The sequence below is a fragment of the Methylobacterium sp. GC_Met_3 genome (genome assembly GCF_026540775.1).
Taxonomy (GTDB): domain Bacteria; phylum Pseudomonadota; class Alphaproteobacteria; order Rhizobiales; family Beijerinckiaceae; genus Methylobacterium.
In genome coordinates, this window is record NZ_JALNUL010000016.1 from 25,653 (window position 1) to 52,455 (window position 26,803).

The 26,803-nt window shown below is 70.3% G+C and carries 25 protein-coding genes and 1 pseudogene; 18 read left to right on the plus strand and 8 right to left on the minus strand.

Features of this window, described 5'->3' with window-relative positions:
* Positions 1-5: 5 nt before the first annotated feature.
* The 4 genes from OXS27_RS18605 to OXS27_RS18620 form a co-directional block, all read right to left on the minus strand.
* Positions 6-1,679, minus strand: a complete 1,674-nt coding sequence (locus OXS27_RS18605; protein ID WP_267358200.1) for a methyl-accepting chemotaxis protein — start codon at positions 1,677-1,679, stop codon at positions 6-8.
* 89 nt (positions 1,680-1,768) lie between these two features.
* Complete coding sequence (locus tag OXS27_RS18610) at positions 1,769-2,320, minus strand: chemotaxis protein CheW (RefSeq protein WP_267358202.1); 552 nt, start codon at positions 2,318-2,320, stop codon at positions 1,769-1,771.
* 325 nt (positions 2,321-2,645) lie between these two features.
* Positions 2,646-4,172, minus strand: coding sequence for a protein-glutamate O-methyltransferase CheR (locus OXS27_RS18615; protein ID WP_267358204.1), 1,527 nt, complete (start codon positions 4,170-4,172; stop codon positions 2,646-2,648).
* A gap of 6 nt (positions 4,173-4,178) precedes the next feature.
* Positions 4,179-4,673 (minus strand): chemotaxis protein CheW, encoded by a 495-nt coding sequence (locus OXS27_RS18620; protein ID WP_243918630.1) that lies wholly within the window; start codon positions 4,671-4,673, stop codon positions 4,179-4,181.
* A gap of 208 nt (positions 4,674-4,881) precedes the next feature.
* Here OXS27_RS18620 and OXS27_RS18625 point away from each other — a divergent pair, with 208 nt between their 5' ends.
* From OXS27_RS18625 to OXS27_RS18655, 7 genes are all read left to right on the plus strand, one after another.
* Positions 4,882-5,130 (plus strand): hypothetical protein, encoded by a 249-nt coding sequence (locus OXS27_RS18625; protein WP_243918650.1) that lies wholly within the window; start codon positions 4,882-4,884, stop codon positions 5,128-5,130.
* 293 nt (positions 5,131-5,423) lie between these two features.
* Positions 5,424-6,245, plus strand: coding sequence for a DeoR family transcriptional regulator (locus OXS27_RS18630; RefSeq protein WP_267358208.1), 822 nt, complete (start codon positions 5,424-5,426; stop codon positions 6,243-6,245).
* A gap of 84 nt (positions 6,246-6,329) precedes the next feature.
* Positions 6,330-7,862 carry a glycerol-3-phosphate dehydrogenase gene (gene glpD / locus OXS27_RS18635; RefSeq protein WP_267358209.1) on the plus strand — a complete coding sequence of 511 codons (1,533 nt, stop codon included), beginning with the start codon at positions 6,330-6,332 and terminating at the stop codon, positions 7,860-7,862.
* A gap of 54 nt (positions 7,863-7,916) precedes the next feature.
* Positions 7,917-9,422, plus strand: coding sequence for a glycerol kinase GlpK (glpK, locus tag OXS27_RS18640; protein ID WP_267358210.1), 1,506 nt, complete (start codon positions 7,917-7,919; stop codon positions 9,420-9,422).
* A 193-nt stretch (positions 9,423-9,615) separates the two neighbouring features.
* Positions 9,616-10,347 (plus strand): MIP/aquaporin family protein, encoded by a 732-nt coding sequence (locus OXS27_RS18645; protein WP_243918621.1) that lies wholly within the window; start codon positions 9,616-9,618, stop codon positions 10,345-10,347.
* A 137-nt stretch (positions 10,348-10,484) separates the two neighbouring features.
* Entirely contained in the window at positions 10,485-11,462 is a 978-nt protein-coding gene (gene lipA, locus OXS27_RS18650) for a lipoyl synthase (protein WP_267358211.1), read from the plus strand.
* Positions 11,463-11,478: 16 nt separating this feature from the next.
* Positions 11,479-11,937 (plus strand): type II toxin-antitoxin system RatA family toxin, encoded by a 459-nt coding sequence (locus tag OXS27_RS18655; RefSeq protein WP_243918617.1) that lies wholly within the window; start codon positions 11,479-11,481, stop codon positions 11,935-11,937.
* A gap of 276 nt (positions 11,938-12,213) precedes the next feature.
* On the opposite strand, the pseudogene OXS27_RS18660 reads toward OXS27_RS18655, so the two are convergent.
* Positions 12,214-13,431, minus strand: a pseudogene (locus OXS27_RS18660) (FAD-dependent oxidoreductase).
* A gap of 14 nt (positions 13,432-13,445) precedes the next feature.
* Positions 13,446-13,943, minus strand: coding sequence for a CinA family protein (locus OXS27_RS18665; protein WP_267358212.1), 498 nt, complete (start codon positions 13,941-13,943; stop codon positions 13,446-13,448).
* Positions 13,944-14,046: 103 nt separating this feature from the next.
* Here OXS27_RS18665 and OXS27_RS18670 point away from each other — a divergent pair, with 103 nt between their 5' ends.
* Complete coding sequence (locus tag OXS27_RS18670) at positions 14,047-14,445, plus strand: MAPEG family protein (protein ID WP_267358213.1); 399 nt, start codon at positions 14,047-14,049, stop codon at positions 14,443-14,445.
* A gap of 3 nt (positions 14,446-14,448) precedes the next feature.
* Here OXS27_RS18670 and OXS27_RS18675 read toward each other — a convergent pair whose 3' ends face one another.
* Positions 14,449-15,777, minus strand: coding sequence for a bifunctional 2-C-methyl-D-erythritol 4-phosphate cytidylyltransferase/2-C-methyl-D-erythritol 2,4-cyclodiphosphate synthase (locus OXS27_RS18675; RefSeq protein WP_267358214.1), 1,329 nt, complete (start codon positions 15,775-15,777; stop codon positions 14,449-14,451).
* 168 nt (positions 15,778-15,945) lie between these two features.
* Here OXS27_RS18675 and dusB point away from each other — a divergent pair, with 168 nt between their 5' ends.
* The 3 genes from dusB to ntrC are packed head-to-tail and all read left to right on the plus strand — an operon-like array spanning position 15,946 to position 19,625.
* Positions 15,946-16,971 carry a tRNA dihydrouridine synthase DusB gene (gene dusB, locus OXS27_RS18680; protein ID WP_267358215.1) on the plus strand — a complete coding sequence of 342 codons (1,026 nt, stop codon included), beginning with the start codon at positions 15,946-15,948 and terminating at the stop codon, positions 16,969-16,971.
* Positions 16,968-18,110 carry an ATP-binding protein gene (locus OXS27_RS18685; RefSeq protein ID WP_243918607.1) on the plus strand — a complete coding sequence of 381 codons (1,143 nt, stop codon included), beginning with the start codon at positions 16,968-16,970 and terminating at the stop codon, positions 18,108-18,110. The genes dusB and OXS27_RS18685 overlap by 4 nt, the downstream gene beginning before the upstream one ends.
* A 48-nt stretch (positions 18,111-18,158) precedes the next feature.
* Positions 18,159-19,625: a nitrogen regulation protein NR(I) gene (gene ntrC / locus OXS27_RS18690; RefSeq protein WP_243918605.1), complete on the plus strand. Its 1,467-nt coding sequence runs from the start codon at positions 18,159-18,161 to the stop codon at positions 19,623-19,625.
* A 175-nt stretch (positions 19,626-19,800) separates the two neighbouring features.
* On the opposite strand, the gene OXS27_RS18695 is transcribed toward ntrC, so the two are convergent.
* Entirely contained in the window at positions 19,801-20,070 is a 270-nt protein-coding gene (locus OXS27_RS18695; RefSeq protein WP_243918603.1) for a hypothetical protein, read from the minus strand.
* Positions 20,071-20,172: 102 nt separating this feature from the next.
* Here OXS27_RS18695 and OXS27_RS18700 point away from each other — a divergent pair, with 102 nt between their 5' ends.
* From OXS27_RS18700 to OXS27_RS18730, 7 genes are all read left to right on the plus strand, one after another.
* On the plus strand, positions 20,173-20,346 hold the full coding sequence (locus OXS27_RS18700) for an Rmf/CrpP family protein (RefSeq protein ID WP_243998565.1): 174 nt from the start codon (positions 20,173-20,175) through the stop codon (positions 20,344-20,346).
* A 107-nt stretch (positions 20,347-20,453) separates the two neighbouring features.
* Positions 20,454-21,638 (plus strand): cystathionine beta-lyase, encoded by a 1,185-nt coding sequence (gene metC / locus OXS27_RS18705; RefSeq protein ID WP_243918593.1) that lies wholly within the window; start codon positions 20,454-20,456, stop codon positions 21,636-21,638.
* Complete coding sequence (locus OXS27_RS18710) at positions 21,635-23,068, plus strand: MmgE/PrpD family protein (RefSeq protein ID WP_267358216.1); 1,434 nt, start codon at positions 21,635-21,637, stop codon at positions 23,066-23,068. Before metC ends, OXS27_RS18710 begins: the two co-directional genes overlap by 4 nt.
* A gap of 263 nt (positions 23,069-23,331) precedes the next feature.
* Entirely contained in the window at positions 23,332-25,053 is a 1,722-nt protein-coding gene (locus OXS27_RS18715; protein WP_267358217.1) for a glycosyltransferase family 39 protein, read from the plus strand.
* Positions 25,050-25,817 (plus strand): glycosyltransferase, encoded by a 768-nt coding sequence (locus OXS27_RS18720; RefSeq protein ID WP_267358218.1) that lies wholly within the window; start codon positions 25,050-25,052, stop codon positions 25,815-25,817. The genes OXS27_RS18715 and OXS27_RS18720 overlap by 4 nt, the downstream gene beginning before the upstream one ends.
* A complete protein-coding gene (locus OXS27_RS18725; RefSeq protein ID WP_243918587.1) occupies positions 25,811-26,143 on the plus strand; it encodes a lipid-A-disaccharide synthase N-terminal domain-containing protein in 333 nt (110 codons plus the stop codon). The genes OXS27_RS18720 and OXS27_RS18725 overlap by 7 nt, the downstream gene beginning before the upstream one ends.
* Positions 26,140-26,742 (plus strand): pyridoxamine 5'-phosphate oxidase family protein, encoded by a 603-nt coding sequence (locus OXS27_RS18730; RefSeq protein WP_267358219.1) that lies wholly within the window; start codon positions 26,140-26,142, stop codon positions 26,740-26,742. The genes OXS27_RS18725 and OXS27_RS18730 overlap by 4 nt, the downstream gene beginning before the upstream one ends.
* Positions 26,743-26,803: the final 61 nt, after the last annotated feature.

Consider the following 26,803-nt stretch of genomic DNA (forward strand, 5'->3'; position numbering starts at 1 on the left):
CGGCCTCAGTGCCGGTAGCGTTCGGCGAGGGCCATCAGCGCCTGGGCCAGCTCCGTGAGGTTGGCCGAGGCGGACTCGACCTGCCTCGTGCCGGCCGCGGTCTGCTGGCTCGCCTGCCGGATGTTCTGGAGCGCACCCATCACCTGCTCGATCCCAAGCTGCTGCTGGTTCGTCGAGGCGACGATCTGCTGGAAGGTCTGGACGTTCTCCTCCACCCGGGCGGTGATCTCCTCGATGGTCCGCTGCGTCGTGTCCGAGCGGGTCTTGCCGGCGGCGGCGCGCTTGACCGCCTCCTCGGTGAGCATCACCGAGGTGTTGATGCCCCGCTGGATCTCGCCCAGGATCCCGCGCACCTGACCGGTCGCCGCCTTGGCCTGATCAGCCAGCAGCTTCATCTCCGAGGCGACCACCGCGAAGCTGCGCCCGCTCTCGCCGGCCGCGGCCGCCTCGATCGCGGCGTTGAGGGCGAGGAGATGCGTGCGCTCCGAGATGTCGTTGACCGTCTCGATGATGTCGCCGATCGTCTGGGTCTTCTCGGACAGGCTGACGATGTTGCCGGCCACCGCCTCGGCCTGCTCACGGATCGCATCCATGGCCTTGGCGGTGTCGGAGACGGCGCGCAGGCCCTGCCGGGAGGTCTGGGCGGTGGCCTGCGCGGTGGCGATCACCTCGGTGGCGCGCTTGCTGATCTGGGCGCCCGAATGCGTGATCTCGTCGACCGTGGCGGCAGTCTCCTGCACGGCGGCAAATTGCTGCTCAACGGAGGCCGCCTGCTCCTGGGCCGAGGCGCGGATCTCGGCCGCGGCGGCGTTCAGGTCGGCGGTGGCGGCCCGGTTGGTCTTGGCGAGGTCCGAGAGGCCGGCCACCATGGCGTTGAGCGTGGTGGCGAGCCGCCCGATCTCGTCGCGGCCGGTCATCGGCAGCTGGCCCGACAGGTCCCCGCCGCCGACCCGTTCCACGAAGGCCATGACGGTCTCGAGCGGGCGCACCACCGCGCGGCTGATCATCCACGTGACCAGGATCGCCAGCACGATCGCGGCGGCGAGCGTCAGGTAGATCGAGAGGCGGGAGCGGTCGTAGACCTCCTGGGCGGCACGCTGGCCCAGCGCCATGCCACCGTCGAGCAGGGTCCTGAGGTTCCTGATCCCCTCCAGAAAGGGCGTCTGGAGGCGGGCGATCTCGTCGTTGCGAGCCTCGACGCCGGCGACATCCTGCTTGGCGATCGCCGCGAATTGCGCTTCCCCGAGGCTCTTGACCTCACGGAAGGTGCGCTGGACATCGGCCGCCGCCGCGGCGATCCGGTCCCACGCCGCCACACGCTCGGTGGAGGCCGAGTAGGCCCGGTACTCGGTGGAGAGCTGGATCGTGGTGGCGAGCCGGTTCTCGATCTGGGTGGCGGTCTGGCGCCAGGCCGCCACGGTGTCGTCCGTGCGCACCTGGCGGCCTTGCGTCGACGTCAGCATCGCGATCACGGCGGTCCGGCGCAGCAGGCCGAGATCGCGGGCCTCATTGCCGAGGTCGTCGATCTGGCGCAGCACCGTCATATCGCGCCGGACGATCGCGTCGGTCGTGTCGCGCACCGCACCGATCTGCTCCAGAGCGTAGAGCCCGAGCGCCACGATCACGACCGTGACGGCGAAGAAGCCGAGGAGGATGCGTCTACCGATCGAGAGATTCACGGTCGGGCTGGCTCCGGTTGGGGGCGTGGTGGGGCGCAGGTCTCGAGAAAACCAGCGGCTGTGTCTACGGAACCTGCTTCGCGAGCCCGTCAGGGCAGGGCGCGACGCAGGAGGCGAGGAAGATCGATGATGACGAAGTCCGGTCGGTCGGCACCTGCCACGCCGGGGGCATAGCCTGAAGCGACCTCGTTGCCCAACCCGCCGGGATTCGTCGCCGCCGCCGCCGCGGGGGCGATCTCCAGCACCCGATCGACCGCCAGGGCGAGGGGCTGATGGGCCGGGGTTCCGCGCAGCACCACGACATGACCGGGCTCGCCCGCGGGTTCCGGCCGACCGAGCGCCCGGGCGAGGCCGAGGACGCCGACGATCCGCCCCGAAAGGGCGATGAGGCCGATGAGCGACGGCACCGCCCCCGGCATGGGCGTGAGCGGACGCATCGGCAGGACCTGCGCGACGGCTTTCAGCGGCAGGCCGTAGCGCTCGCTCCCGCAGGAGCAGACGAGGTGGTCGAGGCCGGCATCGGTATTCGAAGCGCTGATACCGCGCCGGGCCAGCGCTGCGGTTCGTTCGGCTCGGAGTTCGTCCTCCGATCGGAGACGCGAGGCCGCGCCTGGATCCTGTCTGGTCGCGCTCGGTTCCATTAGGGCGCCACGATGGTCGGGCGTCGCAGGCCGAGACGCGCGGCTTCAGGATAGTCGGGACCGAAGGCCGCCGCGCATTTCCCTCCCCCCTCTGCGGGGGAGGGTGGCCCCCGGAGGGGGGAGGGTCGGGACGAAGTCCCGCAAGGGGGGAGCGACGGTGCAGGATGGAGGTCTGCCCTGCATGAAGGCTGCGCCCTTTTCTGAAGCCGGGCTTCCCCTCTCCCGACCCCTGCTGACGCAGGGCCCATCCTCCCCCGCAGAGGGGGGAGGGGGACGCGCAGCCATCCATCAGCGCGATCTGACGGCACTTCATGACTCCGCACGATCAGGAACTCCTGCTGCCGCGGCCGAGCGCCGCGCGGGCCGCGGCTGCCCCTACAGCGACGTCCCCGGCGGACACGCCGTCGCCCTCGGGCAGCACCGTGTCGGATCCCCGGGCTTCGGCGAGGGCTTGGCTCAGCGCGATGGCGTTGTCGAGGGCGCGGGCCGCCTCGCCGGGGCGATCCAGGGCGATCAGCAACAGGCCGAGATGGTAGTGGGCCATCACGAAGCTCCGGTCGAGATAGAGGGCCGCCCGCAGCGCCCGCTCGGCCTCCGCGTCGCGGCCCAGCGCCCGGGCGAGGAGGCCCTCGTAGAAGCGCAGGGCCGGATCGGTCGGATCGCGGTCGAGGGCGATGCGCAGCGCCCGCCATGCCGACCCGGTATCCCCGGCATCCGCGAGGACGCGGATGCGATCACGCTCGGACACGCCCTGATCAGACACGTCGTGAAGTAAGAGAGCCTGTGCGCGCTGCGCAGCGCCGGCCGATATGACGGCGCGCGGCATCGCCTCGTCGGCAGATACGGCGGGCAGCCCCGGGGCGTCCGTAAGCGTGGCATCCGCGAGCGCGCCGCCACGAACCACCGGTGGCGCGATCGACGGGAGCTCCGGTTCAGCGAGCACGACGGGCGGCAATGCTGGCGCATCGGACAGGGTGCGATAGGCCACCGTCCCAGGCAGGCTGACCGCATCGAGGAATCCCGCGAAGGCGGGGCTCGGCTCGGCGTGGCCGAGGAGCAGCCAGCCGTCCGGCCGCAGCCTGCGGCCGAGGCCGCGCACCACCGCGGAGACCGTCCGGGCGTCGAAATAGATCAGCACGTTCCGGCAGAGGATCAGGTCGAACCGCTCGCCGTCCCGCGCCTGCGGATCGGCAAGGGTGAGCAGGTTGCCGCGCTCGAACCGCACCAGACCCCGGAATTCCGGCCGCAGGGCATAGCCGCCCTCACGCCGAATCCCGGGCGCCGGGGGCAGGCGGGTGAAGTACCGCAGCCGCTCCGCCGGCGGCATCGTGCGCAGGGCCCAGCGGCCGTATTCGGCGGCGCGGGCGGTGGCGAGCGCCTCGGCGCTGATATCGGTTGCGAGGATCGAGACCCGCCAATTCGGCAGAGCGTCGCCCAGCAACTCCTGCACGAGGATCGACAGGGAATAGGGCTCGGCCCCGGTCGAGCAGCCCGCACTCCAGATCCGCAGCGTCCGCTCCGATGCGCGGGCTGCGATCAACGCCGGCAGGATCCGCTCGCGCAGCGCCTGGAACTGCTCGGCGTAGCGGAAGAAGAACGTCTCGCCGACGGTGATCTCGGCCTCGAGGCGCGCCCATTCGGCCTCGCCCTGCGCGCCCTCCGACAGGAGGGCGGCGTAGGCCGCGCAGTCGGCCGCCCCCACCTCGCGGAAGCGCCGCCGCAGACGCTCGATCAGGAGATCGTCCTTGTCGACGTAGTAGTGGTGGCCGGTGCGCGCGATGATCCGCGCCTTCAGCGCCGCGTAGGCGGGATCGGCCCCCGGATCGGGGCAGGGCGGGCCCGGACGGGACATCGCGGGTCAGGCGGAAACGGGCAGGGCAGCGAGGCGCTCGGCGGCGGCCCGGGCGAGCGCAGCGACCCGGGCACGCTCCTGCGCGGTCAGGAGGCGCGTCGGCGCCAGCGCGTGGACGAGGCGCTCGCCGAGAACGAGTTCGGCCGCCACGCAGCCGTTGAGCGTCCCGTCCTCGCCGGCCGGGCGGATCGCGAAGTCGGGTACGGTGACGAGATCGGCGGCCCGATCCACACAATACGCGACGGCCTCATCCCGGACGAGGACGAGATGCGCGTAGAGGCCGGCCGGCGCCCCCGCCGGACGCAGGCCGAGAAGGGACGCGAGGTCGATCACGGGCACCGGCGCGCCACCAAGATTGAGGAAGCCCGTCAGCCAGCCTCCGGCCGCGGGCGGGGCGTGGAGATCCGGCAGCGGCAGCACCTCGGAGACCGCGTCGCGCGGCAAGGCGCAGGGCGTTCCGGCGACATCGAGGAGGAGATAGGCCGTTCCGTTGCTGGCCAAGGTCGTCCGCTCCCCCCTGATCGTCCGTCGGATCCCGGACGACACGAAGGGCGCAATAGGCTGTGTTCATGATCCCGGCAATCACGCCGCGGGCGCGGAGCGGCGACGGGAACCAAGTCTTGGCTCAGCCGCTTATTTTCCGACGCAGCAGTGCCGCATCTATGATGGTCGGCGCCTCGCCTGCGTCGGACTATGCCAGGGATTGATGATGAGGAAACTTCTGTTGGCCGCCGCGTCGCTGACGCTCCTCGCGGGCTCCGCCTACGCGCAGGGCAACGCGCCCTACAACAATTCGGGCTCGCAGGCCGGTGGCCCGCGCGGCGGCATGGAGCGGGCCGGCGAGGCTGCGGCGATGGAGCGGGGCGCCGCTCCGGCAGCCGAGCGGCCGATGATGCGCAAGCGCATGATGAAGCACAAGCGGATGCGGCATCACCGCCGGATGCGCCACCACATGTGAGGTCGCGGCGCTCGCCGCCACGGGGCGGCCGAGCCCGCTCGATCAGGCCTGCCGCACCTGCGGCAGGCCTTTTTCGTATCCGCACCTCCACCTGGGTGCAGTGATCGGAACCATACTTCAGCCGTCCGTCTCCGCAGGTGGCGTTCTTGTTGGTCCGCTCTGGGCCTTGCCGGATCGACACAGGCGGTTCACGCTCGGGCGAATACAAGCATCACCACAAAAATGTTCGGAACCGAACATCGCCTGAGACCAGGTGCACGCCGCGGGCCGGGCGGAACGACACGGGAGGAACGATGACACGACCGCTCGACCGGAGGTCCGAGGACAGGATCGAGGCGACCGGCGTCGAGGGACGGCGCAGCGCCATCGTGGCGGCGGTGCGCCAGCGGGGCTTCGTAACCATTGAGGCCCTGGCGGCGCAGTTCGGCGTCACCGTTCAGACGATCCGCCGCGATCTCAATGAGCTGAGCGCCGAGGGCCGGCTCGAGCGCTACCGCGGCGGCGGCGGATTGCCGTCGAGCGTCGAGAACATCGACTACGCCGACCGCAGGGTGACCCTGCTGCCGGAGAAAACCCGGATCGGCCGGCTCGCGGCGAGCCGGATCCCATCGCACTGCTCGGTCTTCATCAATATCGGCACGACGCCCGAAGCGGTCGCTAAGGAATTAATCCGGCACGACGATCTGAGCATCATCACCAACAATCTCCACGTCGCGCTCTCCCTGGGGGAGGCGACGGAGTTCCGCATCGTCGTGGCCGGCGGCACCGTGCGCAACCGGGACGGCGCGGTGCTCGGCCAACTCACCTGCGACACCCTCAGCCAGTTCCGGGTCGACGTGGCGGTCATCGGCATCAGCGGCATCGACGCCGACGGCGCGCTCCTCGATTACGATTACGAGGAGGTACGGGCGACGCAGACCATCCTCGCGCACGCGCGGAAAACCTTCCTCGTGGCAGACCACACCAAATTCACCCGGCGGCCGATGGTCCAGGTCGGGCGCCTCGACCAGATCGACACCTTCTTCACCGATCAGCCGCCGCCGCCTGACACCGTCGCGTTGCTGGAGCGTCACGGCGTGACCCTTGCGGTCGCCGAAGGGACAGACGAACCGTAACGAACATCGAATTTTTCGCTTGCGAAAGCGTTCGGCTGCGTCAATATATCTCCAACTCGCCATCAGGGCGGGGCAGGAGGAACCATGGCGGCAGCAACGCGCCAGCGCGAGCCGTCCGACGCCTACGATCTTCTGGTCGTCGGCGGCGGCATCAACGGCACCGGCATCGCCCGGGACGCGGCCGGTCGCGGCCTGTCGGTGCTGCTGGCCGAGCGCGGAGATCTGGCCGGGTTCACCTCCTCGTCCTCGACGAAGCTGATCCATGGCGGCCTGCGCTACCTCGAATATTACGAATTCCGCCTCGTTCGGGAGGCTTTGGCCGAGCGCGAACGGCTGCTGCGGCTCGCCCCCCACGTGATCTGGCCGCTGCGCTTCGTGCTGCCCCACGACGAGGGCCTGCGCCCGGCCTGGATGCTGCGGCTCGGCCTGTTCCTCTACGACCATCTCGCGCGGCTGCGGACCCTGCCGGGCTCCCACGGAGTCGATCTGCGCAGCTCCGCCTACGGCGCGCCGCTACAGAAGCGCCTGACGCGCGGCTTCGTGTATTCCGACTGCTGGGTCGAGGACAGCCGCCTCGTCGTGCTCAACGCCATGGATGCCCGCGAGCGCGGCGCCACGGTATTGACCCGCACCGGTGTCGTCTCGGCAAGGCGCGAGGGTGAGGGCTGGGTCGCCACGCTGCGCGAGGAGCGCGGCGGGGCCGAGCGGACGATCCGCGCCAGGGCCGTTGTCAACGCTGCCGGCCCCTGGGTCAGCGCGACGCTCGGCGGCACGCTCGGCATCAACAGCCGGGCGGCGGTGCGGCTGATCAAGGGCAGCCACATCGTGGTGAAGCGCCTGTTCGACGGCGATCAGGCCTACATCCTGCAGCAGCCCGACAAGCGCATCATCTTCGCGATCCCCTACGAGCGCGACTTCACGCTGATCGGCACCACCGACGTGCCCTATGATGGCGAGCCCGGCCCAGTCTCGATTTCCTCGGAGGAGACCGACTACCTGTGCGGCTGCATCAACCGCTCGTTCGACACCAAGATCTCTCCGGCCGACGTGGTCTGGAGCTATTCGGGCGTGCGCCCGCTCTACGACGACGCCGCCGAGAACGCCTCCGCGGTGACCCGCGACTACGTCCTCGACGTCGAGGACCAGGGTGGGAAGGCCGCCGTGCTGTCGGTGTTCGGCGGCAAGATCACGACCTACCGGCGGCTCGCCGAACACGCGCTGGAGAAGCTGAAGCCGTACTTCCCGCATCTCAAGAAGGCCTGGACCGGGGACGCCGTCCTGCCGGGTGGCGCGATGAAGGATTCGGACTTCGACCAGTTTTTGGCGAAGTTCCGAGCGGAAAAACCGTTCCTGCCGGAGGAGACCGCCCGGCGCCTCGCCCGGGCCTATGGCACGCGGGCCCGCGACATCGTCGGGACTGCCCGCTCCGTGGCGGATCTCGGCGAGACCTTCGATGGCGGGCTGACGGCGGCGGAAGTCGATTACCTGCGCGGCGAGGAATGGGCGGTCACCGCCGAGGATATCCTCTGGCGGCGCTCGAAGCTCGGCCTGCGCACGAGCCCGGACAGTGCGGCGCGGCTTGCCGCCTACCTCGACCGCAGGGCCGCGGCGGCCTGACGATTTCGGACCCGCTCCGGCGCAGACCGGTCGGGCATAACAGGGGAGGGAACGATGAGCCGTTACGTCGGGGCCATCGACCAGGGCACCACCAGCAGCCGCTTCATCGTGTTCGACCGGGAGGGCAGCGTGATCGCGCTGGCCCAGGCCGAGCACGCACAGATCTACCCGGCCCCCGGCCATGTCGAGCACGACGCCACCGAGATCTGGACGAAAACGCAGGCCGTGATGCGCGAGGCTTTGGAGAAGGGTGGCCTCCAGCCCTCCGACCTCGCGGCGATCGGCATCACCAACCAGCGCGAGACCACGGTCATCTGGGACCGGACCACCGGCAAGCCGCTGCACAACGCCCTGGTCTGGCAGGATACCCGCAACGACCGCCTCGTGGCCGAATTCGCCCGCGACGGCGGCCGCGACCGGTTCCGCGACCTGACCGGCCTGCCGCTGGCAAGCTACTTTTCGGGTCTCAAGCTCCGCTGGCTCCTCAACCATGTGCCCGGCGCGCGCGAGAAGGCCGAGGCGGGCGACGTCCTGTTCGGCAACATCGACACGTGGCTCGTCTGGAACCTCACCGGCGGCACGGAGGGCGGCCTCCACGTCACCGACGTGACCAATGCCAGCCGCACGCAATTGATGTCGCTCAAGACCCTCGAATGGGACGAGGGCATGCTGAAAACCTTCGGCATCCCAAGGGCGATGCTGCCGAAAATCGTCTCGTCGAGCGAGGTCTACGGCGAGACCAAGGCGCCGTTCGCGGGCGTGCCGATCGCCGGCATCCTCGGCGACCAGCAGGCGGCCCTGTTCGGCCAGACCTGCTTCAGCCCGGGCGAGGCCAAGAACACCTACGGCACCGGCTGCTTCGCGCTGATGAACACCGGCACCGAGCCTGTCCCGTCGAAGGCCGGCCTCGTCACAACGCTGGCCTATCGCCTCGACGGCCAGAAGCCGGCCTACGCGCTCGAAGGCTCGATCGCCATCACGGGCGCGCTGGTACAGTGGCTGCGCGACAACCTGCACATGATCAAGGATTCCGCCGAGGTCGAGACGCTCGCCACCACGGTCGAGGACAATGGCGGCGTCTACTTCGTGCCGGCCTTCTCGGGCCTCTACGCGCCGCACTGGAACGAGGGCGCCCGCGGGCTGATCATCGGCCTGACCCGCTACGTTAACCGCGGCCACATTGCCCGCTCGGTCCTGGAGGCGACCGCCTTCCAGACCCACGAGGTTCTGGACGCGATGGCCAAGGATTCCGGCATCCCCGTCAAGGAGTTGCGAGCCGATGGCGGCATGGTCGCCAACAACACGCTGATGCAGTTCCAGGCCGACATGCTCGACGTGCCGGTGGTGCGCCCGAAGGTGGCCGAGACAACGGCGCTCGGTGCCGCCTACGCGGCGGGTCTGGCGGTCGGCTACTGGAAGGGGCTCGACGACCTCAAGCGCAACTGGGGCGTCGACAAGCGCTGGACGCCGAAGATGGATGCCGGCCAACGCGAAAAGATCGCCGCCGCCTGGGGCCGGGCGGTGCAGCGGTCGTTCGATTGGAAGACCGACGCGGATTGAGGACGCTTTTCCCTCCCCGTTGCGGGGAGGGACCAGGGGTGGGGGTGGTTCAGAAGGCACCGCGCCGCTCGATCCTGCACGACCCCCAAGCGGGATCTCCGATCCCCAAACTCCTCACCGAAAGGGGGGAGGAGAGCGCGTTTGCGCCAGGCCAAAACTTCAAAAAGCACCAACAAACGGGGGAGACAACACGATGACTTCGCCATTCCAGGGTGAATTTCTCGGCACGATGACGCTGATCGTGCTGGGTGACGGGATCGTGGCCGGCGCCTTGCTCAAGAAATCGAAGGGCGAGAATGCGGGCTGGATCGCCATCACGGCCGGATGGGCGTTTGCGGTGCTCGCCGGCATCTTCGTCGCGAACGCTACCGGCAGCCCCGACGCGCATCTCAATCCCGCCGTAACGGTGGCGGGCGCGGTCACGTCCGGGGATTTCAGCAAGCTCGCAATCTACATCCCGGCCCAGATGCTCGGCGCCTTCGTGGGCGCCGTGATCGTGTGGATCCACTACCTCCCGCATTGGGCGGCGACGCCGGAGCAGGATCTCAAGCTGGCCTGCTTCTGCACAGGCCCGGCGATCCGCGATGCGAAGTCCAACTGGATCTCCGAAATCATCGCCACCTTCTTCCTGATCCTGACCATCTCGGCCCTCGTGACCAACACCCTGGGCGCCACCGGGGCGATCCCGAGGGGCGTGGCGCCCTACATGGTCGGCATGCTGGTCTGGGGCATCGGCCTGTCGCTCGGTGGGACCACCGGCTACGCCATCAACCCCGCCCGCGACCTCGGCCCGCGCATCGCCCACGCGGTGCTGCCGATCGCCGGGAAGGGAACTTCGGACTGGAGCTACGCTCTGATTCCGGTGGGCGGTCCGGTCATCGGCGCGGCGCTGGCTGGGCTGTTCGTGCGCACCCTCGGGATCTGACGGAACCGCCATACCCTCAACCGCCGCGGGGCGTCCCTGCGTCGCGGCGGTTTGCGGCGCGGGGCCTTGGGGCTTAAGTCAGGGCGATCCCGACCGCGCCTTTGGGCGCCTCCACGCGGTGTGGCAGCCCCCGACCCATGGCCGTCGTCCTCGACATCCTGAAGAATGATCCGCGGCCGGTCCGCCATCCCGAGAAGGCGCACCGGCCCGATCAGCCCGTCCAGGCCAAGAAGCCGGACTGGATCCGCGTGAAGGCGCCGGGCTCGAAGGCCTGGACCGAGACGCAGAAGATCGTCCGCGAGCACGGGCTCGTCACGGTCTGCGAGGAGGCGGGCTGCCCGAATATCGGCGAATGCTGGGAGAAGCGGCACGCCACCTTCATGATCATGGGCGACACCTGCACGCGGGCCTGCGCCTTCTGCAACGTGCGCACCGGCCTGCCCGATGCCCTGGATCAGCACGAACCCGAGAAAATTGCCGATTCGGTCGCCAAGCTCGGCCTGCACCACGTGGTGATCACCTCGGTCGACCGCGATGATCTGAAGGACGGCGGCGCCGAGCATTTTTCCCGGACCATCGCGGCGATCCGCCGGGCGAGTCCTGGAACCACCGTGGAAATCCTGACGCCCGACTTCCTGCGCAAGGACGGCGCTTTGGAAGTGGTGGTCGCCGCTAAGCCCGACGTGTTCAACCACAACCTGGAGACGGTGCCGGCCAAGTACCTCACGGTGCGGCCCGGCGCCCGCTACTTCCATTCGGTCCGCCTGCTCCAGCGGGTCAAGGAGCTTGACCCGTCGATCTTCACCAAATCCGGCATCATGGTCGGGCTCGGCGAGGAGCGGAACGAGGTGCTTCAGCTGATGGACGACCTGCGCTCGGCCGACGTCGATTTCCTGACCATCGGCCAGTACCTGCAGCCGTCGAAGAAGCACCACGAGGTCGTGCGCTTCGTCCCCCCCGACGAGTTCAAAGCCTACGAGACCACCGCCTACGCCAAGGGCTTCCTGCTGGTCTCGGCCACGCCCCTGACGCGTTCGTCGCACCATGCGGGTGAAGATTTCGCGCGTATGCAGGCTGCGCGTCTGGCGAAAGTGTCGCCCGCGCTCTCGGCCTGAAGGAAACCCGAACACGATGCCGTCCTTCCGGGTCACCCGCACGGTGAAGCATTCGCCGCAGCAGATGTACGACCTCGTCGCCGACGTGGAGCGCTACCCCGAGTTCCTGCCGCTCTGCGAGTCCCTGCGGGTGATCCGCCGGCAGGACATGCCGGAGGGCGGTCAGGTGCTGATCGCCGAGATGGGTGTGGGCTACAAGGCGATCCGCGAGCGCTTCACCACCCGGGTCAGCCTTGAGCCGGCCAATCTCAAGATCGTGGCCGAGTATATCGACGGCCCGTTCCGGCACTTGGAGAACCGCTGGCTGTTCAAGGAAGCGCCGAATGGCGGCTGCGCGATCGACTTCTTCATCACCTACGAGTTCAAGAGCCGCACGCTGGGGCTGCTCATGGGCACGATGTTCGACCGGGCCTTTCGCAAGTTCACCGACGCGTTCGAGGGGCGGGCCGACCGGATGTACGGGGCGCGAGCGTAGCGGCCGTCATCGCGAGCGTAGCGGCCGTCATCGCGAGCGCAGCGGCCGTCATCGCGAGCGCAGCGAAGCGGAACTCCAACGGGCCGGTCTGCGAACGCGGGGTATCCAATCCAACCCCCTCATCCTGAGGCGCCGGAGCACAACGGAGGCCCTGAAGGAGCCCTCCAGAAACCGCGCGATCCCTGGAGCCCTCCCTTCGCGGCCCGCTTCGCGGTCACCTCAGGATGAGGTGACAGGGTGGGATGACCGGGGTGAGGGCCGCTCGCCGAGACGGTCTCAGGCCCGCGCCGGCACGCGCACATGCTCTGGCCGCACCCCCATCCCGATCATCCGCGCCGGCAGGATCTGCAGCGGCGGCACGGCATCAAGGATCCGCAGCGCCAGCGGCGCCCGGAACGGCGCATCGGCTTTGAGCGAGGCCGCGATCACCCGCGACTGGATCACCCGCTGCAGCGCCTGCGTGGCCCGGACAGGAAACATCCGCCGGGCTTGGACCCGGGCGAGATCGGCCTCGGCGACGGGCCCCGCGCGCAACGGCTCGGCCAGCATATTGGCCGCCGCCACCGCATCCTGGATCGCGAGGTTGATCCCGACCCCGCCCACCGGCGACATGGCGTGGGCCGCGTCGCCGATGCAGAGCAGCCCCGGCCGGTGCCAGCGTTCCAGCCGATCGACCGTGACGGTCAGGAGCTTGACGTCGTCCCAGTCGGCGATCTCGGCGGTGCGGTCGGCCAGGAACGGCGCGATGTCCGCCACCGTGGCCCGGAAGGCCGGCAGTCCTTTCGCCCGCAGTGCCGCATCGCCACCCTTCGGCACCACGTAGGCGCATTGCCACGCATCGCCCCGGTCGAGGGTGATGAGGATGCGCCCCGGCCCGAAACGCCCGGCCGCCGCCTCGGGATCGCCATCCCGGCGGGGCAGGCGGAACCACAGTACGTCGATCGGCGCGCCGAAGGCCCGGGGCGTGAAACCGGCGCAGTCCCGCATGCCCGAGTGCCGGCCATCCGCGCAGAGCACGAGATCGGATCGGATCTCGACCGGGCCGTCAGGGCCCTCGGCGCGCACGCCCGCGACTCGGCCATCCGCCTCGATCAGCTCCTGGGCCTCCGTGCGGCGGATCAGGCGAAAGGACGGGTAACGCCCCGCCTCGCCGGCCAGAAAGTCCAAGAAATCCCATTGCGGCATGAAGGACAGGAAACGGTTGCGGGTCGGCAGCCGGCTGAAATCCGCCACGCGTTAGCTGCGTCCGGCCACCACTCCGGAAAAATATTCGACGCGCCGCTGGGGCAGGGCGCGGAAGCGGTCGGTGAAGCCCAGCTCGTCCATCAGATCGAGGGTGGACGGGTGGATCGTGTCCCCGCGGAAGTCGCGCAGGAAATCCGCGTGTTTCTCCAGCACGACCGTGTCGATCCCGGCGCGGGCGAAGAGCAGGCCGGCCATCATCCCGGCAGGGCCGCCGCCGACGATGCAGAGGCGGGTGGTCACCCTCTCCATGAAGCGTCCCTCCTTCAGTCGCGAAGAGCGTCCTCCAGAAGGCCGAGCGCATCGGCGACGGCGGCCCGGCGGATGCCCGCGCGCCCGAGATCGCCGTAGCGCCGTTCGAGGTGGCGCACGCCGCCGTCTCGCACGGCGAGACCGAAATGGACGAGGCCGACCGGCTTCTCCGCGCTGCCGCCGCCGGGGCCGGCGATTCCGGTGATCGCCACCGCGACATCGGCCCGGGAGTTCGCGAGCGCGCCGGCGGCCATCGCCCGCGCCGCCGGCTCGCTGACGGCGCCGTGCTGGCGGATCAGGTCCATCGATACACCGATCGCTTCGGCCTTGGCCTCGTTCGAGTAGGTGACGAACCCGCGCTCGACTGCCGCCGAGGAGCCTGGCACCGCGGTGAGCAGGCCGGCCACGAGGCCACCCGTGCAGGATTCAGCCGTGGCGATGGTGCGCTTCGCCGCCGTGTAGGCCGCCACCAGCGCCTCGGCGCGGGCCAGGAGTTCCGTGTCGTCGATCATCGCCAACAGGCTCCCATGGGGCGGCCGCGCCCTATCTCGGGGTGTGGCGCGAAGCCTGTCCCATCCGAAGGACAGCTCGGCACGATCCGGAGATCCAATGCCGATGACCTTCCCCGCGACCACGGCCTTCTACGCCGGGCTGCTCGCCCTTTTCTATCTAGGCCTCTCAGGATGGGTGATGGCAAGCCGCGTGTCCAACAACGTCCTGTTGGGCGAGGGCGGTGACGCGGCCATGCTCAAGCGCGTCCGTTCGCACGCGAACTTCGCCGAATACGTGCCGCTGGCGCTGATCGTCATCGGCCTGCTGGAGGCGAGCGGCGGCGGCCACGGGCTGGTTCAGGCTCTGCTGATCGCCCTGCTGGTCGGCCGGATCCTGCACCCGATCGGGATGTTCGCGGCCCCGAATTCCCCGCGCCAGTTCGCCTGCCGGGGTGGCGGCATCCTGCTCACGATGGCGGCGCTTGCCATCGCGGCGGTTGCGCTGCTGCTGCGGATCGGCTGAGCCTCACCCCTGCCGCATCGCGGTCTCGGCCTGCGCGTCGAGGCTGGGGCCGTCCTCCTCGGGCAGCCGCACCGTCGCGGCGGCCTGAGCGGCCAGCCCCTCGGCCCGGCCGACGAAGCCGAGTTTTTCGGTCGTCGTCGCCTTGATGGAGACCGCCGAGAGCGGCACGCCGGCAATTTCGGCGATGCGCGCCCGGATCGCCTCGCGGTGCTGGCCGATGCGCGGTGCCTCCGCCAGCACCGTGATGTCAAGGTGGTCGATCCGGCCGCCCCGGGCGCGGACCAGCTCGCAGGCATGGGCCAGGAACTGATCGGACGACGCGCCGCGCCAGCGCTCCTCGGAGGGCGGGAAGTGGGTGCCGATATCGCCGTCCGCGATGGCACCGAGCAGAGCATCGGTCAGTGCGTGGAGCGCCACGTCACCGTCGGAATGGGCCAGCACGCCGCGATCGGCCGGGATCTTCACGCCGCCGAGCCAGACATGGTCGCCGGTGGTGAAGGCGTGGACGTCGAAGCCGGTGCCGAGACGAGTCACGTAGCTGGTCATGGTGCGGGCTCCCGGCGCGGGGGTTTCGGCGGAACCGGCCGCGAAGGTGCGGTCGGCCTCGATCAGGTCGGCAGGCTGGGTGATCTTGCGGTTGGCGATGTCGCCCGCAAACACCACCACCGGCAAGCCCGCCCATTCGGCGAGCGCGCCGTCGTCGGTGAAGCCGTCGAGGGCCTGCGCGGCGGCGTCCCGATGGGCGTTCAGCAGCGGTCCGAACACGAAGGCCTGAGGGGTCTGGACGGCGCGCAGATGCTCGCGCGGCGGCGTCTCGTGCACCCGGCCGATGCCCGGGGCGATGTCGACGACCCGCTTGACCGTGTCGGTCACCGGCACGCCCGGCACGGCCGCGCCATGGTCGCGCCCGGCCGCGATCGCCCGGGCGATCAGCGGCGCGTCGACGTAGGGGCGGGCGGCGTCGTGGACCAGCACGATCTCGGGCGCCGCGCCGGCCAGAGCTTCGAGACCGGCCCGGACCGAGAGTTGGCGCGTCGCGCCACCCTCGACCGGCTCGGCGATCTTGCCGCGGAGCCCGGCATCGAGCTCCTCCAGGCACGTCTGAAAAAATTCGGCCGCGTCGGCGGCAATCACCGGCTGGATCCGGTCGATGGCGTCCTGGGCGGCCAGCGCCGCCAGCGTGCGCGTGAGGACCGCCTGACCGCCGACGCGACGATACTGCTTGGGCGTGCCGCCGCCGATGCGGATGCCGCGACCGGCCGCCACCACCACCGCGGCGACGCCGGATCCCGCGGGTGCGGATCCGGTGGCAGGCGTGCCGGTGGCGGACATGGGCGACGGACTCGTGGAAGCTGGGGCGGGATCGCGGGCCGGACGCGGACCTGCCGTGACGCGGCTGCCCTGCCGATGAGCAAGCCCGTCGTTTAAGCGGGGGAGGCTTCGAAATCAACGCGCGGCCCCGCTTGCCAGCGGACGGGCCTTGCCTCATTGTTGGGCAGAATGGCGACTGATCATTATTTGAGCGCGCTGCGCGGGGGACGGCCGGTGGAGGGTGGGGCACAGCCTGCGCCGCTCTGCCTGCTGGCACCGCTCTCCGGCGTCACCGACCTGCACATGCGCCGGATCGCCCGCCGCTGCGGCGCCGACGCCGTCGTCTCCGAGATGGTCGCGGCGCGCGAGCTGACGCGCGGCGCCGGCGAGGCGACCCTGCGCGCGGACGGGTCCGGCGTCGACCTTCACGTGGTCCAGCTCGCGGGCTGCGAGGCGGAGCCGATGGCGCAGGCCGCGCGGCTCGCGGCAGCCAGTGGCGCCGATGTCATCGACGTAAACATGGGCTGCCCGGCCAAGATCGTGACCGGCATCGCCTCGGGCTCGGCCCTGATGCGCGATCTCGACCACGCGGAACGGCTTCTTGCCGCGGTTCGGAACGCCGTCTCCGTGCCGGTGACCGTCAAGATGCGCCTCGGTTGGGACGACACGACCCGCAACGCCGCCGACCTCGCGGCCCGGGCGGAGCGGCTGGGCCTCAACGCCGTCACGGTCCACGGGCGGACCCGGCAGCAATTCTACACCGGCACGGCCGATTGGGCGGCGATCCGGCCGGTGGTGGAGGCGGTCGCGATCCCGGTGATCGCCAACGGCGACGTCACCGACCTTGCGAGCGCCCGCGCCTGCCTCGCAGCCTCCGGCGCCGCGGGGGTGATGATCGGCCGGGCTGCGACCGGGCGGCCCTGGCTCGTCGGACAGGTCGCGGCGGCGCTGGCCGGCCGGCCGGTCCCCGAACCGTCACGCACCGAGCAGGCCGCGCTGGCCGCCGAGCATTATGCCGGCCTTCTGTCGCTCTACGGCCACGCGATGGGTGTGCGCCACGCGCGAAAACACCTCGCCGCCTATGCCGAGACCGGCGGGGCGCTGGAGCCGGCCGAGCGGTCGGCGCTCCTGACCACGACCGATCCGGCGGCTGCATTGGACCTGCTGGCCCGGGCCTTCGCGGGTCCGGCGATCACGGTGCGGGAGGCTGCATGAGCGACGAACGCCCCCCGCAGGCAATCGGCGGACGGCGCGACACCGCCGCCGAGGCCGTGCTCAACGCCCTGCCGCTACCGGTCCTGACCATCGGCGCCGACGAGCAGATCCTCCATTGCAACCACGCCGCCGAGGCGTTCTTCGACTATTCCGCGCGCCTGATGCAGCGTCGCCGGCTGCGCGACATCATCCCGTTCGCCTCCCCGATCATCGCCCTGGTGGCCGAGGTGCGGCGCCGGGGCGCCAGCGTCAGTGAGTACCGGGTCGAGCTGACCCAGCCCCGCCTTGGGCTGGAGCGAAGCGTCGACGTGTTCGCCACCCCGCTCGGCGACGACGGCGATGCCGTGGTGATGATGCTCCAAGAGCGCACCATCGCCGACAAGATGAACCGGCAATTCACCCATCGCGGCGCCGCGCGCTCGATGGTGGCGCTCGGCGCGATGCTGGCGCACGAGATCAAGAACCCGCTCGCCGGCATCCGCGGCGCCGCGCAGCTCCTAGAGGGCACCGGTGCCGAAGAGGACCGGCTGCTCACCCGGCTGATCTGCGATGAGTCCGACCGGATCGTGCGTATCGTCGAGCGGATGGAGCTGTTCGGCGACGAGCGCCCGGCCGATCGCGGCGCCGTCAACGTCCACGGGGTGCTCGATCAGGTGAAGCGCTCCGCCCAGTCGGGCTTCGCGCGTCACATCCGCTTCGTCGAAACCTACGATCCGTCGCTTCCGCCGGTGCTCGGCAGCCGCGATCAGCTGATCCAGGTGATCCTCAACCTCGTGAAGAACGCCGCCGAGGCGATCGGCCCGGACGCGGTCGAGGGCGAGATCACCCTGTCGACCGCCTTCCGCACCGGCCTGCGCCTGCAGGTGCCGGGTTCCCGCGAGCGGGTCAGCCTGCCGATCGAGGTGGCGGTGCGCGACAACGGTCCCGGCATCTCGGCGGAGCTGTTGCAGGACCTGTTCGACCCGTTCGTCACCACCAAGGCGCAGGGGTCCGGCCTCGGTCTTGCATTGGTGGCCAAGATCGTCGGCGATCACGGAGGGATCGTCGAGTGCGATCCCGCCCCCCGCCGCACGACGTTCCGCATCCTCCTGCCGATGTCGAGCGCCCGCGACGGTCGCGAATCGGCGGTCGATCCGTGAAGTCGCATTCCCCCGTCCGGCCCCCGTCGGAGCTCTGAGTAGAGAGTCATGCCCAACGGCCACATCATCGTCGCTGACGACGACGCCGCCATCCGCACCGTCCTCAATCAAGCGCTGTCCCGGGCGGGCTACGAGGTCCGCTCCACGGGCAATTGCGCGACCCTCTGGCGCTGGGTCGCGCAGGGGGAGGGCGATCTCGTCATCACCGACGTGGTGATGCCCGACGAGAACGTGTTCGACCTGCTGCCGCGCATCAAGCGGGTGCGGCCGGAGCTGCCGATCATCGTGATGAGTGCGCAGAACACGTTCATGACGGCGATCCGGGCCTCGGAGCGGGGCGCCTACGAGTACCTGCCCAAGCCCTTCGACCTGAAGGAGCTGATCGCGATCGTGGGCCGGGCGCTGTCGCGGCCCCGCGGCGCGGCGCCGTCCGGCGCGCCGCCGGACAACGAGGACATCCCGCTGGTCGGCCGCTCGCCCGCCATGCAGGAGATCTACCGGGCGCTCGCCCGGTTGATGCCGACCGACCTTACCGTGATGATCACCGGCGAATCCGGGACCGGCAAGGAGCTGGTCGCCCGGGCGCTGCACGATTACGGCCGCCGCCGCACCGGCCCGTTCGTGCCGGTCAACATGGCGGCGATCCCGCGCGACCTGATCGAATCCGAGCTGTTCGGCCACGAGAAGGGCGCCTTCACGGGCGCGCTCCAGCGCTCGGCCGGCCGGTTCGAGCAGGCCGAGGGCGGCACGCTGTTTCTCGACGAGATCGGCGACATGCCCATGGAGGCGCAGACGCGCCTTCTGCGCGTACTCCAACAGGGCGAGTACACCACGGTCGGCGGCCGGGTGCCGATCAAGACCAACGTGCGCATCATCGCGGCGACCAACAAGGATCTGCGGATCTCGATCCAGCAGGGCATCTTCCGCGAGGACCTGTTCTTCCGGCTCAACGTCGTGCCGCTGCGGCTGCCGGCTTTGCGTGAACGATCCGAGGACGTGCCGGACCTCGTCCGCCACTTCTTCGTGATGGTCGAGCGCGAGGGCCTGACCCGGAAGTCCCTCGACGGCGATGCGATGGAGCGGTTGAAGCGCTACCGCTGGCCCGGCAACGTCCGCGAATTGGAGAACCTCGTCCGGCGGCTCGCCGCCCTTTATCCGCAGGACACGATCACCGGCCCGGTGATCGAGGCCGAGCTCGACACGCTGCCGCTGGCCGCGCCCGCGTCGTCGTCCACCAACGGGGCCGGCCGCAAGGCCGGCGGCGAATCGGAGAGCCTGTCGAGCGCAGTGGAGCGGCACCTCTCGGATTATTTTTCGGGTTATCGCGACACGCTGCCGCCGCCCGGCCTCTATCACCGGATCCTGCGGGAGATCGAAGGCCCGCTGATCGGCGCGGCACTCGCCGCCACCCGCGGCAACCAGATCCGCGCTGCGGAGCTGCTTGGGGTCAACCGCAACACCCTGCGCAAGAAGGTGCGGGATCTCGACCTGCAGGTGTTTCGGACGGCGCGGTAGGCCTTCCGAGCTACTGCAATCCATCCCCCTCATCCTGAGGTGCCCGCGTCAGCGGGCCTCGAAGGAGGGCTCCAGGGATCGCGCGGCCAGCTGGAAGGCTCCTTCGAGGCCTCCGCTTCGCTCCGGCACCTCAGGATGAGGTCCAGGGTGGGATAAGCGATATCCCGCCTGCACCTTACCGCCCCGGCAGGATCGGATCGCCCCGCATCAGGGCATGGAGCCGTTCGGTGTCGAATCCGTTCGGGATGCCGGGCGCAGCCGGCTTCGGCGCCGGGGCAGCCTTGATGGGCGCAGGCAGGGACCCGGTGGCGGAGGGCTCGGCCTGGGCGGCGCGGACCACCGGCGCCGGCGCCAGATGCGCGAGCCGGTCGGCGCTGACGAACACGACCGTCGCCGTGGAGGCGAGGACGAGAATGCCGCCGATGAGGGAACGCAGGATACGCAATCGACGATCCGATACGCGACTTGAGACGGCAACAGAATAGCGCCGCGGCCGTTAACGAAGCCCCACTCCAGGGCTTCCACCGCCAATCTTCGGGAGGCGATATTGACGAACGTCCAAGCCACCGCGAGCGACAGCCCGTTCATCCAAGGCCGCAACGCCCGCCTCTACGGCAAGCCCGTGAGCGATTGCCCCTATCCGGAGGGATCCGAGGAGCGCGCCGGCTGGATGGAGGCCTACGAGGAGGCCGCGAATACGGATCCGCCCGAGAAGCCCTGAGCGCGAAATTCTGTCCTGACGGGTGCAGCCGGATGACGCCGCCGGCTTGACCTCATCGGATGCCGGGGGCTTCGTGCGTCGCAGAGCAACGCGATCACCGGTCCCCGATGTCCCTGACGCCCAAGCCCGAAAAGAATTTCGCGCCCGCGACGCGCCTCGTCCATGCGGGCCGCGATCCGGGCGCGCAGCACGGCTTCGTCAACACGCCGATCTACCGCGGGTCCACGGTCCTCTACCCGACCTACGATGCCATCAAGAACCGGCGCGGGCGCTACAATTACGGCACCTCGGCGACGCCCACGATGGACGCGCTCACCGAGGCCTGGACCGAACTCGCGGGCGCCGCCGGCACGGTCGTGACGCCCTCGGGGCTGGCGGCGCTGACCGTCGCGTTGATGGCCGCGGTCTCGGCGGGCGACCACCTCCTCGTCACCGATTCCGCCTACCGGCCGACCCGCCAGTTCTGCGACGGCGTGCTGTCCCGGTTCGGCGTGGAGGTGACCTATTACGATCCCACGATCGGCGCCGGCATCGCCGCGCTGATGCGGCCGAACACGAAGGCGGTTCTGGTCGAGGCGCCTGGCTCGCAGAGCTTCGAGATGCAGGACATCCCGGCCATCGCCGAGGTCGCGCATGCCCGCGACGCCTGCGTGATCATGGACAACACCTGGGCGACGCCGCTGCTGTTTCCGCCCCATGAGCGGGGCGTCGACATCGCGGTCGAGGCCGGCACGAAATACCTGAGCGGCGGCTCGGACCTGCTGATCGGCCTGACTTCCGCCAACGCCCGGTATTACCCGGCGGTGCGGCGCACCTTCGAGCATTTCGCCATGTGCGCCGGCGCCGAGGACATCTTCCTGGCCCTGCGCGGCATGCGCACCATGAACCTCCGGCTGCGCGAGCATGGCCGCGCCGGGCTGGAGATGGCCCGGTGGTTCCAGGCGCGGCCCGAGGTGCTGCGCGTGCTCCATCCCGGGCTGCCGGAAGATCCCGGCCATGCGATCTGGAAGCGCGACTTCTCCGGCGCCTCCGGGCTGTTCGGGGTGATTCTCAAGCCCGTGCCGGAGGCGGCCGTGGCCGCCCTGCTGGACGGGCTGGAGCTGTTCGGGATGGGCTTCTCCTGGGGCGGTTTCGAGAGCCTCGTGATCCCGTTCGACTGCGCCGGCTACCGCACCGCCACGCAATGGGCGCCGGGCGGCCCAGCCCTGCGCTTCCATATCGGTCTGGAGGACGTCGAGGACCTGAAGGCCGATCTCGACGCTGGCTTCGCGCGCCTGCGGGCGAACGCGTGAGCGCACCGACCCGGCGGCGGCTGATCCAGGGTGCCGGCGCCCTGGCCCTCGTTCAAAGCTGTGCGGCCATCGCTGCCGATGCAGAGGTGACCGGGCGGCTCGCCCGCTACATGGCGGCGGCCCGGGACCAGACCCTGCCGCCGGAGGTGCTGATCGCCTGCAAGCACCGGATCCTCGACACCCTGGCCGCCATGGTGTCGGGCGCCCGGATGCGGCCCGGCGAAATGGCGCTCGCCTATGTTCGCACCCTCGGCGGCACCGAGCAGGCGGGGATCGTCGCGTCGGATTTCCGAACCACGACGGTGAACGCGGCGCTGGCCAACGCCATGTGCGCCCATGCCGACGAGACCGACGATTTCGAGCCTGTGACCAAGGCCCATCCCGGCTGCGCCACCGTGCCGGCGGCCCTGGCGCTGGCCGAGCTGCACGGCAATTCCGGCGCCGAGTTCGTCCGGGCCGTGGCGTTGGGCTACGATCTCTGCTGCCGGTTGCTCCTGGCGCTGGGACCCGACCATGTGCGCGGCACGCACCGGAGCGCGGAGGGCACCAGTTCCACCTTCGGGGCGCTCGGTGCCGCCGCCTCGTTGGCCCGCCTCGACGAGCGCCGCATGCGCTTCGCGCTGTCCTACGCGGCCCAGCAGGTTTCCGGCCTGTGGAGCTGGGTGCGCGATCACGACCATGTCGAGAAGGCGTTCGACTTCGCCGGCATGGGCGCGCGCAACGGCGTCACGGCGGTCGGCATGGTCGAGGCGGGGCTGACGGGGGTGTCGGACGTGCTCGACGGCCGCCACAACCTGCTGAACGCGCTCTCGACCGCGCCGAAGCCCGACGCGATGCTGGAGGGGCTGGGCAGCCGCTTCTTCGTCACCGAAACCGCCATCAAGACCTATTCGGTCGGCTACCCGATCCAATCGCCGCTGGACGCGACGCTGACGCTGCGCCGGCAATACGGCCTGACGCCGGATTCCGTGCGCCACATCCTGGTGAAGCTGCCAACCGATGCCGTCGGCATCGTCGGGGCGAGCGCCATGCCGGATGTCAGCTGCCAGCACCTCGTGGCTTTGGCGTTGGTGAAGGGGGCGGTCTCGTTCGCCGACAGCCACGATGCCGGCCTGATGCACGATCCCGCGATCGCGGCGGAGCGCGCCAAGGTGGACGTCGCGGGTGATCCGGCCCTGATGGATCCGGCCGCCCCGCGCGGCGCCATCGTGACGATCACGCTGGCGGACGGCCGGATCGTCGAGCACCACACACGGCATCCGCCCGGCACGAAGGAGAACCCGCTGAGCACGGAGGCGGTGAACGCCAAGGCGCGCGACCTGATGGCGCCGGTGCTCGGGCCGGACAAGACCGATCGGCTGATCGCGCGGGTCAACGCGCTGGAGGCGGTGGCCGATATGCGCGAATTGCGGCCGCTGCTGGTTGCTTGAGGAAGGTGCCGCTGCGCGGCGCTGCGCGTGCTGGGTCCCGGATCAGGTTCCGCGACGCTGCCCCTGTCCGGGAAAAGGGGGCAGTTTTCCTTGAAACGCGCCGCCCTCTCACGGGCGCATGGAGCGCCAGCGGATTGCGACCCGGGACCCAGCACAGGAATCGCCGCGCAGCGGCACCGAATGCCCCCCGATACGGATATCCGCTGCGTCGAGCCGCCCGGTGCATTTGACCTTCCCGCGCGATCCTGATTGACCGGCCCGGCATGACCACGAGCCTCTCCGCCGGCGGCACCACGCGCCTCGCACCCGCCGATCGGATCGGCCGCGGGCTCGACACGCTGAGCCTGACCCACGTCCGCGCCGTCGCCGCCCTGCTGGCGCTGTGCTGCATCCTGTTCCTGCCGGGCCAGATCGCGCTGCAGCCGATGGACCGGGACGAGCCGCGCTTCGCCCAGGCGTCGAAGCAGATGCTGGAGACCGGCGATCTTGTGAACATCCGCTTCCAGGGGGAGGCGCGCAACAAGAAGCCGGTGGGGATCTACTGGGCCCAGGCCGCCGCGGTAGCGGCCGGCGAGGCTCTCGGCGTGCCGGATGCCCGCACGCAGATCGCCCTCTACCGCATCCCTTCGCTGATCGGCGCCGCCGCCTCGGTGCTGCTCGCCTACTGGGCCGCGCTCGCCTTCCTGCCGCGCCGCGCCGCACTGCTCACCGCCGCCCTCTACGGCGCCTGCCTGATGCTCAACGCCGAGGCGCATCTCGCCAAGACCGACGCGCTGCTCGCGGCCTGCGCCACGGCGAGCCTCGGCGCGCTGGCCCGGACGTGGCTGGCGGCGCGCGCGGGCCGGTCACCGTCCGGCCCGGTCTTTGCCGCCTTCTGGCTCGGGATGGCTTTGGGCATCCTGGTGAAGGGGCCGATGGTGCCGCTCTTCGTCGCCCTGCCGGCGCTCGGATTGTCGGTCGTGGCGCGTTCCGGGCGCTGGCTGCTGCCCCTGCGGCCGCTGCCGGGCCTCGTCCTGACGTTGGCCGTGGTCGCCCCCTGGTTCGCCGCCATCGCGTGGAAGAGCGGCAGCGCCTTCTACGCCGAGGCGATCGGGCACGACATGCTCGGCAAGGTCGGCGGCGCGGCTGAGCGGCACTGGGGACCGCCCGGGGCCTACACGCTCGCGTTCTTCGCGATCTTCTGGCCCGGTGCCGTCTTCGCCGCCATGAGCCTGCCCTTCGCGTGGCGGGCCCGGCGCGAGCCCGCCATCGCCTTCCTGATCGCCGCTGTGCTACCCGCGTGGCTGATCTTCGAGGCGGTGCCGACCAAACTGCCTCACTACGTCCTGCCGCTGATGCCGTGGCTGGCGATCCTCACCGTACTGGCCCTGTCCCGGGGGGCGCTGGATCCACGGTTGCGCGGCGCCCGCCTGACCGCGCTGCTGGTGCCGGCGATCCCCGTGGCGCTGACCATCGGCCTGTGCATCGTCGGCTGGCGCCTCGACAGCCACACGATCCCCTGGCCGGCGCTGCCCCTGCTCGCCGCCGCCTGCGCGGTAGCGATGCTCGCGTGGTTGGCCTTCGCGCAGGGGTCCGCCGAGCGCGCCCTGGTGCTCGGGGTGCTCGCCTCGTGCCTCCTCGGTCCGGCGGTGCTGGGGGTGGCGCAGCGTTCGCTGCCGGCCCTCAAGGTCTCGCCGCGTCTCGCCGCCCTGCGCGACCGGATGCCCTGTGCCACTCCGCAGGTGGCCAGCCTCGGCTACCGGGAGCCGAGCCTCGTCTTCTTGATCGGCACCGGCCTCGCCCTGCCGCCGGACGGGTCGGCGGCACGGGAGTTCCTGGAGGCTGGCGGCTGCCGGCTGCTGTTCGTCGAGGCCCGGGACCGCGACGACTTCAACGCCGCCTGGCCGGTGGGCAGTGGGGCGCCCGCGCCGATGGCCGAGGTCGAGGGCTTCAACCTCAACACCGGCCGGCGGGTGTTCGTGACGGCCTACGGGGTGGCACCGTGAGCGAGCCCCTCCGTCTCAGCGTCGTCGTGCCGATGCGCAACGAGGCCGGCAACGTCGCGCCTCTGGTGGCCGAGATCGAGGCTGCCTGCGCGGGCCTCGCCTTCGAGCTGATCTGCGTCGATGACGGCTCCACCGACGCCACCCCGACGGCGCTGGCTGCGGCGCGGGTGGGGCGGCCCTGGTTCCGGGTGCTGCGCCATAGCCGGGGCGGCGGCCAGTCCGCTGCCGTACGCAGCGGTGTCCTGGCGGCGCGCGGTGAGACCGTCGCGACCCTCGACGGCGACGGCCAGAACGATCCGGCCTTCATCCCGATCCTGCTCGAAGCCCTCGATGCTGCCGGTCCCGGAACCGGGCTCGCCCAGGGCCAGCGACGCGGGCGCAAGGACGGGCCGTTCAAGATGCTCCAGTCGCGGATCGCCAACGGCGTGCGCGGGCGCATCCTCAAGGATTCCACCCGTGACACCGGCTGCGGCCTCAAGGTCTTTCGCCGCGCCGTCTATCTGCGACTGCCCTATTTCGACGCGCTGCACCGGTTCATGCCGGCGCTCGTTGCCCGGGAAGGCTTTGCCGTGGTCCACCGCGACGTGGTCGACCGGCCGCGGCTGACCGGCGTTTCGAATTACGGGCTGTTCGACCGCCTCTGGGTCGGGCTGCTCGATCTCGCGGGTGTCTGGTGGTTGATCCGGCGCAAGCGCGCCGACCCGCACCCGGACGAAATCGCCGCGCCGGCCGGGACGCCGGCAGACCAGGACGTCGGATGCTGATCCAGCTCGCCCACGATCTGCCGGACTACTTCTACGACGTGTTCATCACCCGGATGGATTTCTGGCTGGTGTTCGGCATCGTCGCCCAAGTGGTGTTCGGCTCGCGCTTCATCCTGCAATGGATCGCCAGCGAGCGGGCAGGGCGGAGCGTGATGCCGCTGTCCTTCTGGTTCCTGTCGATCCTCGGCGGGCTGATGACCCTGGTCTACGGCTTCGTCCGGCGCGAACCGGTGATCATCATCGGCCAGAGCCTGTCCACCGGCATCTATCTGCGCAACCTCGCGCTGATCTTCCGCGAGCGGCAACGGAAACGAGGTGCGGCATGACCCGCCCGCCGCTGCCGGCCTTCTACGACGACCGCGATGCCAGCTTCGCCGAACTCTGGCGGCTCCTGGCCGAGGGCGCCGCTTTGGGGCGCAGCGGGTTCCACCTGCCGGCGCTGGCGACGCTCGGCACGGATCGCGCGCCGCGACTGCGCACCGTGGTGCTGCGCGAAGCCGATCCGGAAACCGGGACCCTCCGGTTCCATTGCGATCGCCGGTCCGGCAAGGCAGCCGAGATCGCCGTGAACCCGGCCTGCGCGCTCATGGCGTATGATGCGGCGGCCAAGACCCAGATCCGCGTGGAGGGCCACGCCACCCTCCACACCGACGATGCCGTGGCGGAGGCGGCCTGGACAGGATCGCGAGCGATGAGCCGGGTCTGCTACGGGGCCGAGCCCGGCCCTGGGACCACGCTCCCGGCCGGGGACGCCTACACGATGCCGGACGAGACCGCCGCCGCTACGGTCGGCCGGCCGCATTTCGCCGCCGTGCTGCTCAGGGCCGAGCGGTTGGAGTTCCTTTATCTCGATCGCCGCGGCCATCGCCGGGCGGCGTGGAGCAGAGATGCGTCCGGCTGGTGCGGGACATGGCTCGCACCCTGACTGGACCACACGCTCCGGCAGATCGCGCGAAGCCCGCGCCCCGATCGTAGCCTCGTCCTAC

Coding starts and splice junctions, on each gene's coding strand:
- OXS27_RS18610 (WP_267358202.1), bottom strand. CDS start 2,320: ATGGAACCGAGCGCGACCAGACAGGATCCAGGCGCGGCCTCGCGTCTC.
- OXS27_RS18615 (WP_267358204.1), bottom strand. CDS start 4,172: ATGTCCCGTCCGGGCCCGCCCTGCCCCGATCCGGGGGCCGATCCCGCC.
- OXS27_RS18625 (WP_243918650.1), top strand. CDS start 4,882: ATGAGGAAACTTCTGTTGGCCGCCGCGTCGCTGACGCTCCTCGCGGGC.
- OXS27_RS18630 (WP_267358208.1), top strand. CDS start 5,424: ATGACACGACCGCTCGACCGGAGGTCCGAGGACAGGATCGAGGCGACC.
- glpD (WP_267358209.1), top strand. CDS start 6,330: ATGGCGGCAGCAACGCGCCAGCGCGAGCCGTCCGACGCCTACGATCTT.
- glpK (WP_267358210.1), top strand. CDS start 7,917: ATGAGCCGTTACGTCGGGGCCATCGACCAGGGCACCACCAGCAGCCGC.
- OXS27_RS18645 (WP_243918621.1), top strand. CDS start 9,616: ATGACTTCGCCATTCCAGGGTGAATTTCTCGGCACGATGACGCTGATC.
- lipA (WP_267358211.1), top strand. CDS start 10,485: ATGGCCGTCGTCCTCGACATCCTGAAGAATGATCCGCGGCCGGTCCGC.
- OXS27_RS18655 (WP_243918617.1), top strand. CDS start 11,479: ATGCCGTCCTTCCGGGTCACCCGCACGGTGAAGCATTCGCCGCAGCAG.
- OXS27_RS18665 (WP_267358212.1), bottom strand. CDS start 13,943: ATGATCGACGACACGGAACTCCTGGCCCGCGCCGAGGCGCTGGTGGCG.
- OXS27_RS18670 (WP_267358213.1), top strand. CDS start 14,047: ATGACCTTCCCCGCGACCACGGCCTTCTACGCCGGGCTGCTCGCCCTT.
- OXS27_RS18675 (WP_267358214.1), bottom strand. CDS start 15,777: ATGTCCGCCACCGGCACGCCTGCCACCGGATCCGCACCCGCGGGATCC.
- dusB (WP_267358215.1), top strand. CDS start 15,946: ATGGCGACTGATCATTATTTGAGCGCGCTGCGCGGGGGACGGCCGGTG.
- OXS27_RS18685 (WP_243918607.1), top strand. CDS start 16,968: ATGAGCGACGAACGCCCCCCGCAGGCAATCGGCGGACGGCGCGACACC.
- ntrC (WP_243918605.1), top strand. CDS start 18,159: ATGCCCAACGGCCACATCATCGTCGCTGACGACGACGCCGCCATCCGC.
- metC (WP_243918593.1), top strand. CDS start 20,454: ATGTCCCTGACGCCCAAGCCCGAAAAGAATTTCGCGCCCGCGACGCGC.
- OXS27_RS18715 (WP_267358217.1), top strand. CDS start 23,332: ATGACCACGAGCCTCTCCGCCGGCGGCACCACGCGCCTCGCACCCGCC.
- OXS27_RS18725 (WP_243918587.1), top strand. CDS start 25,811: ATGCTGATCCAGCTCGCCCACGATCTGCCGGACTACTTCTACGACGTG.
- OXS27_RS18730 (WP_267358219.1), top strand. CDS start 26,140: ATGACCCGCCCGCCGCTGCCGGCCTTCTACGACGACCGCGATGCCAGC.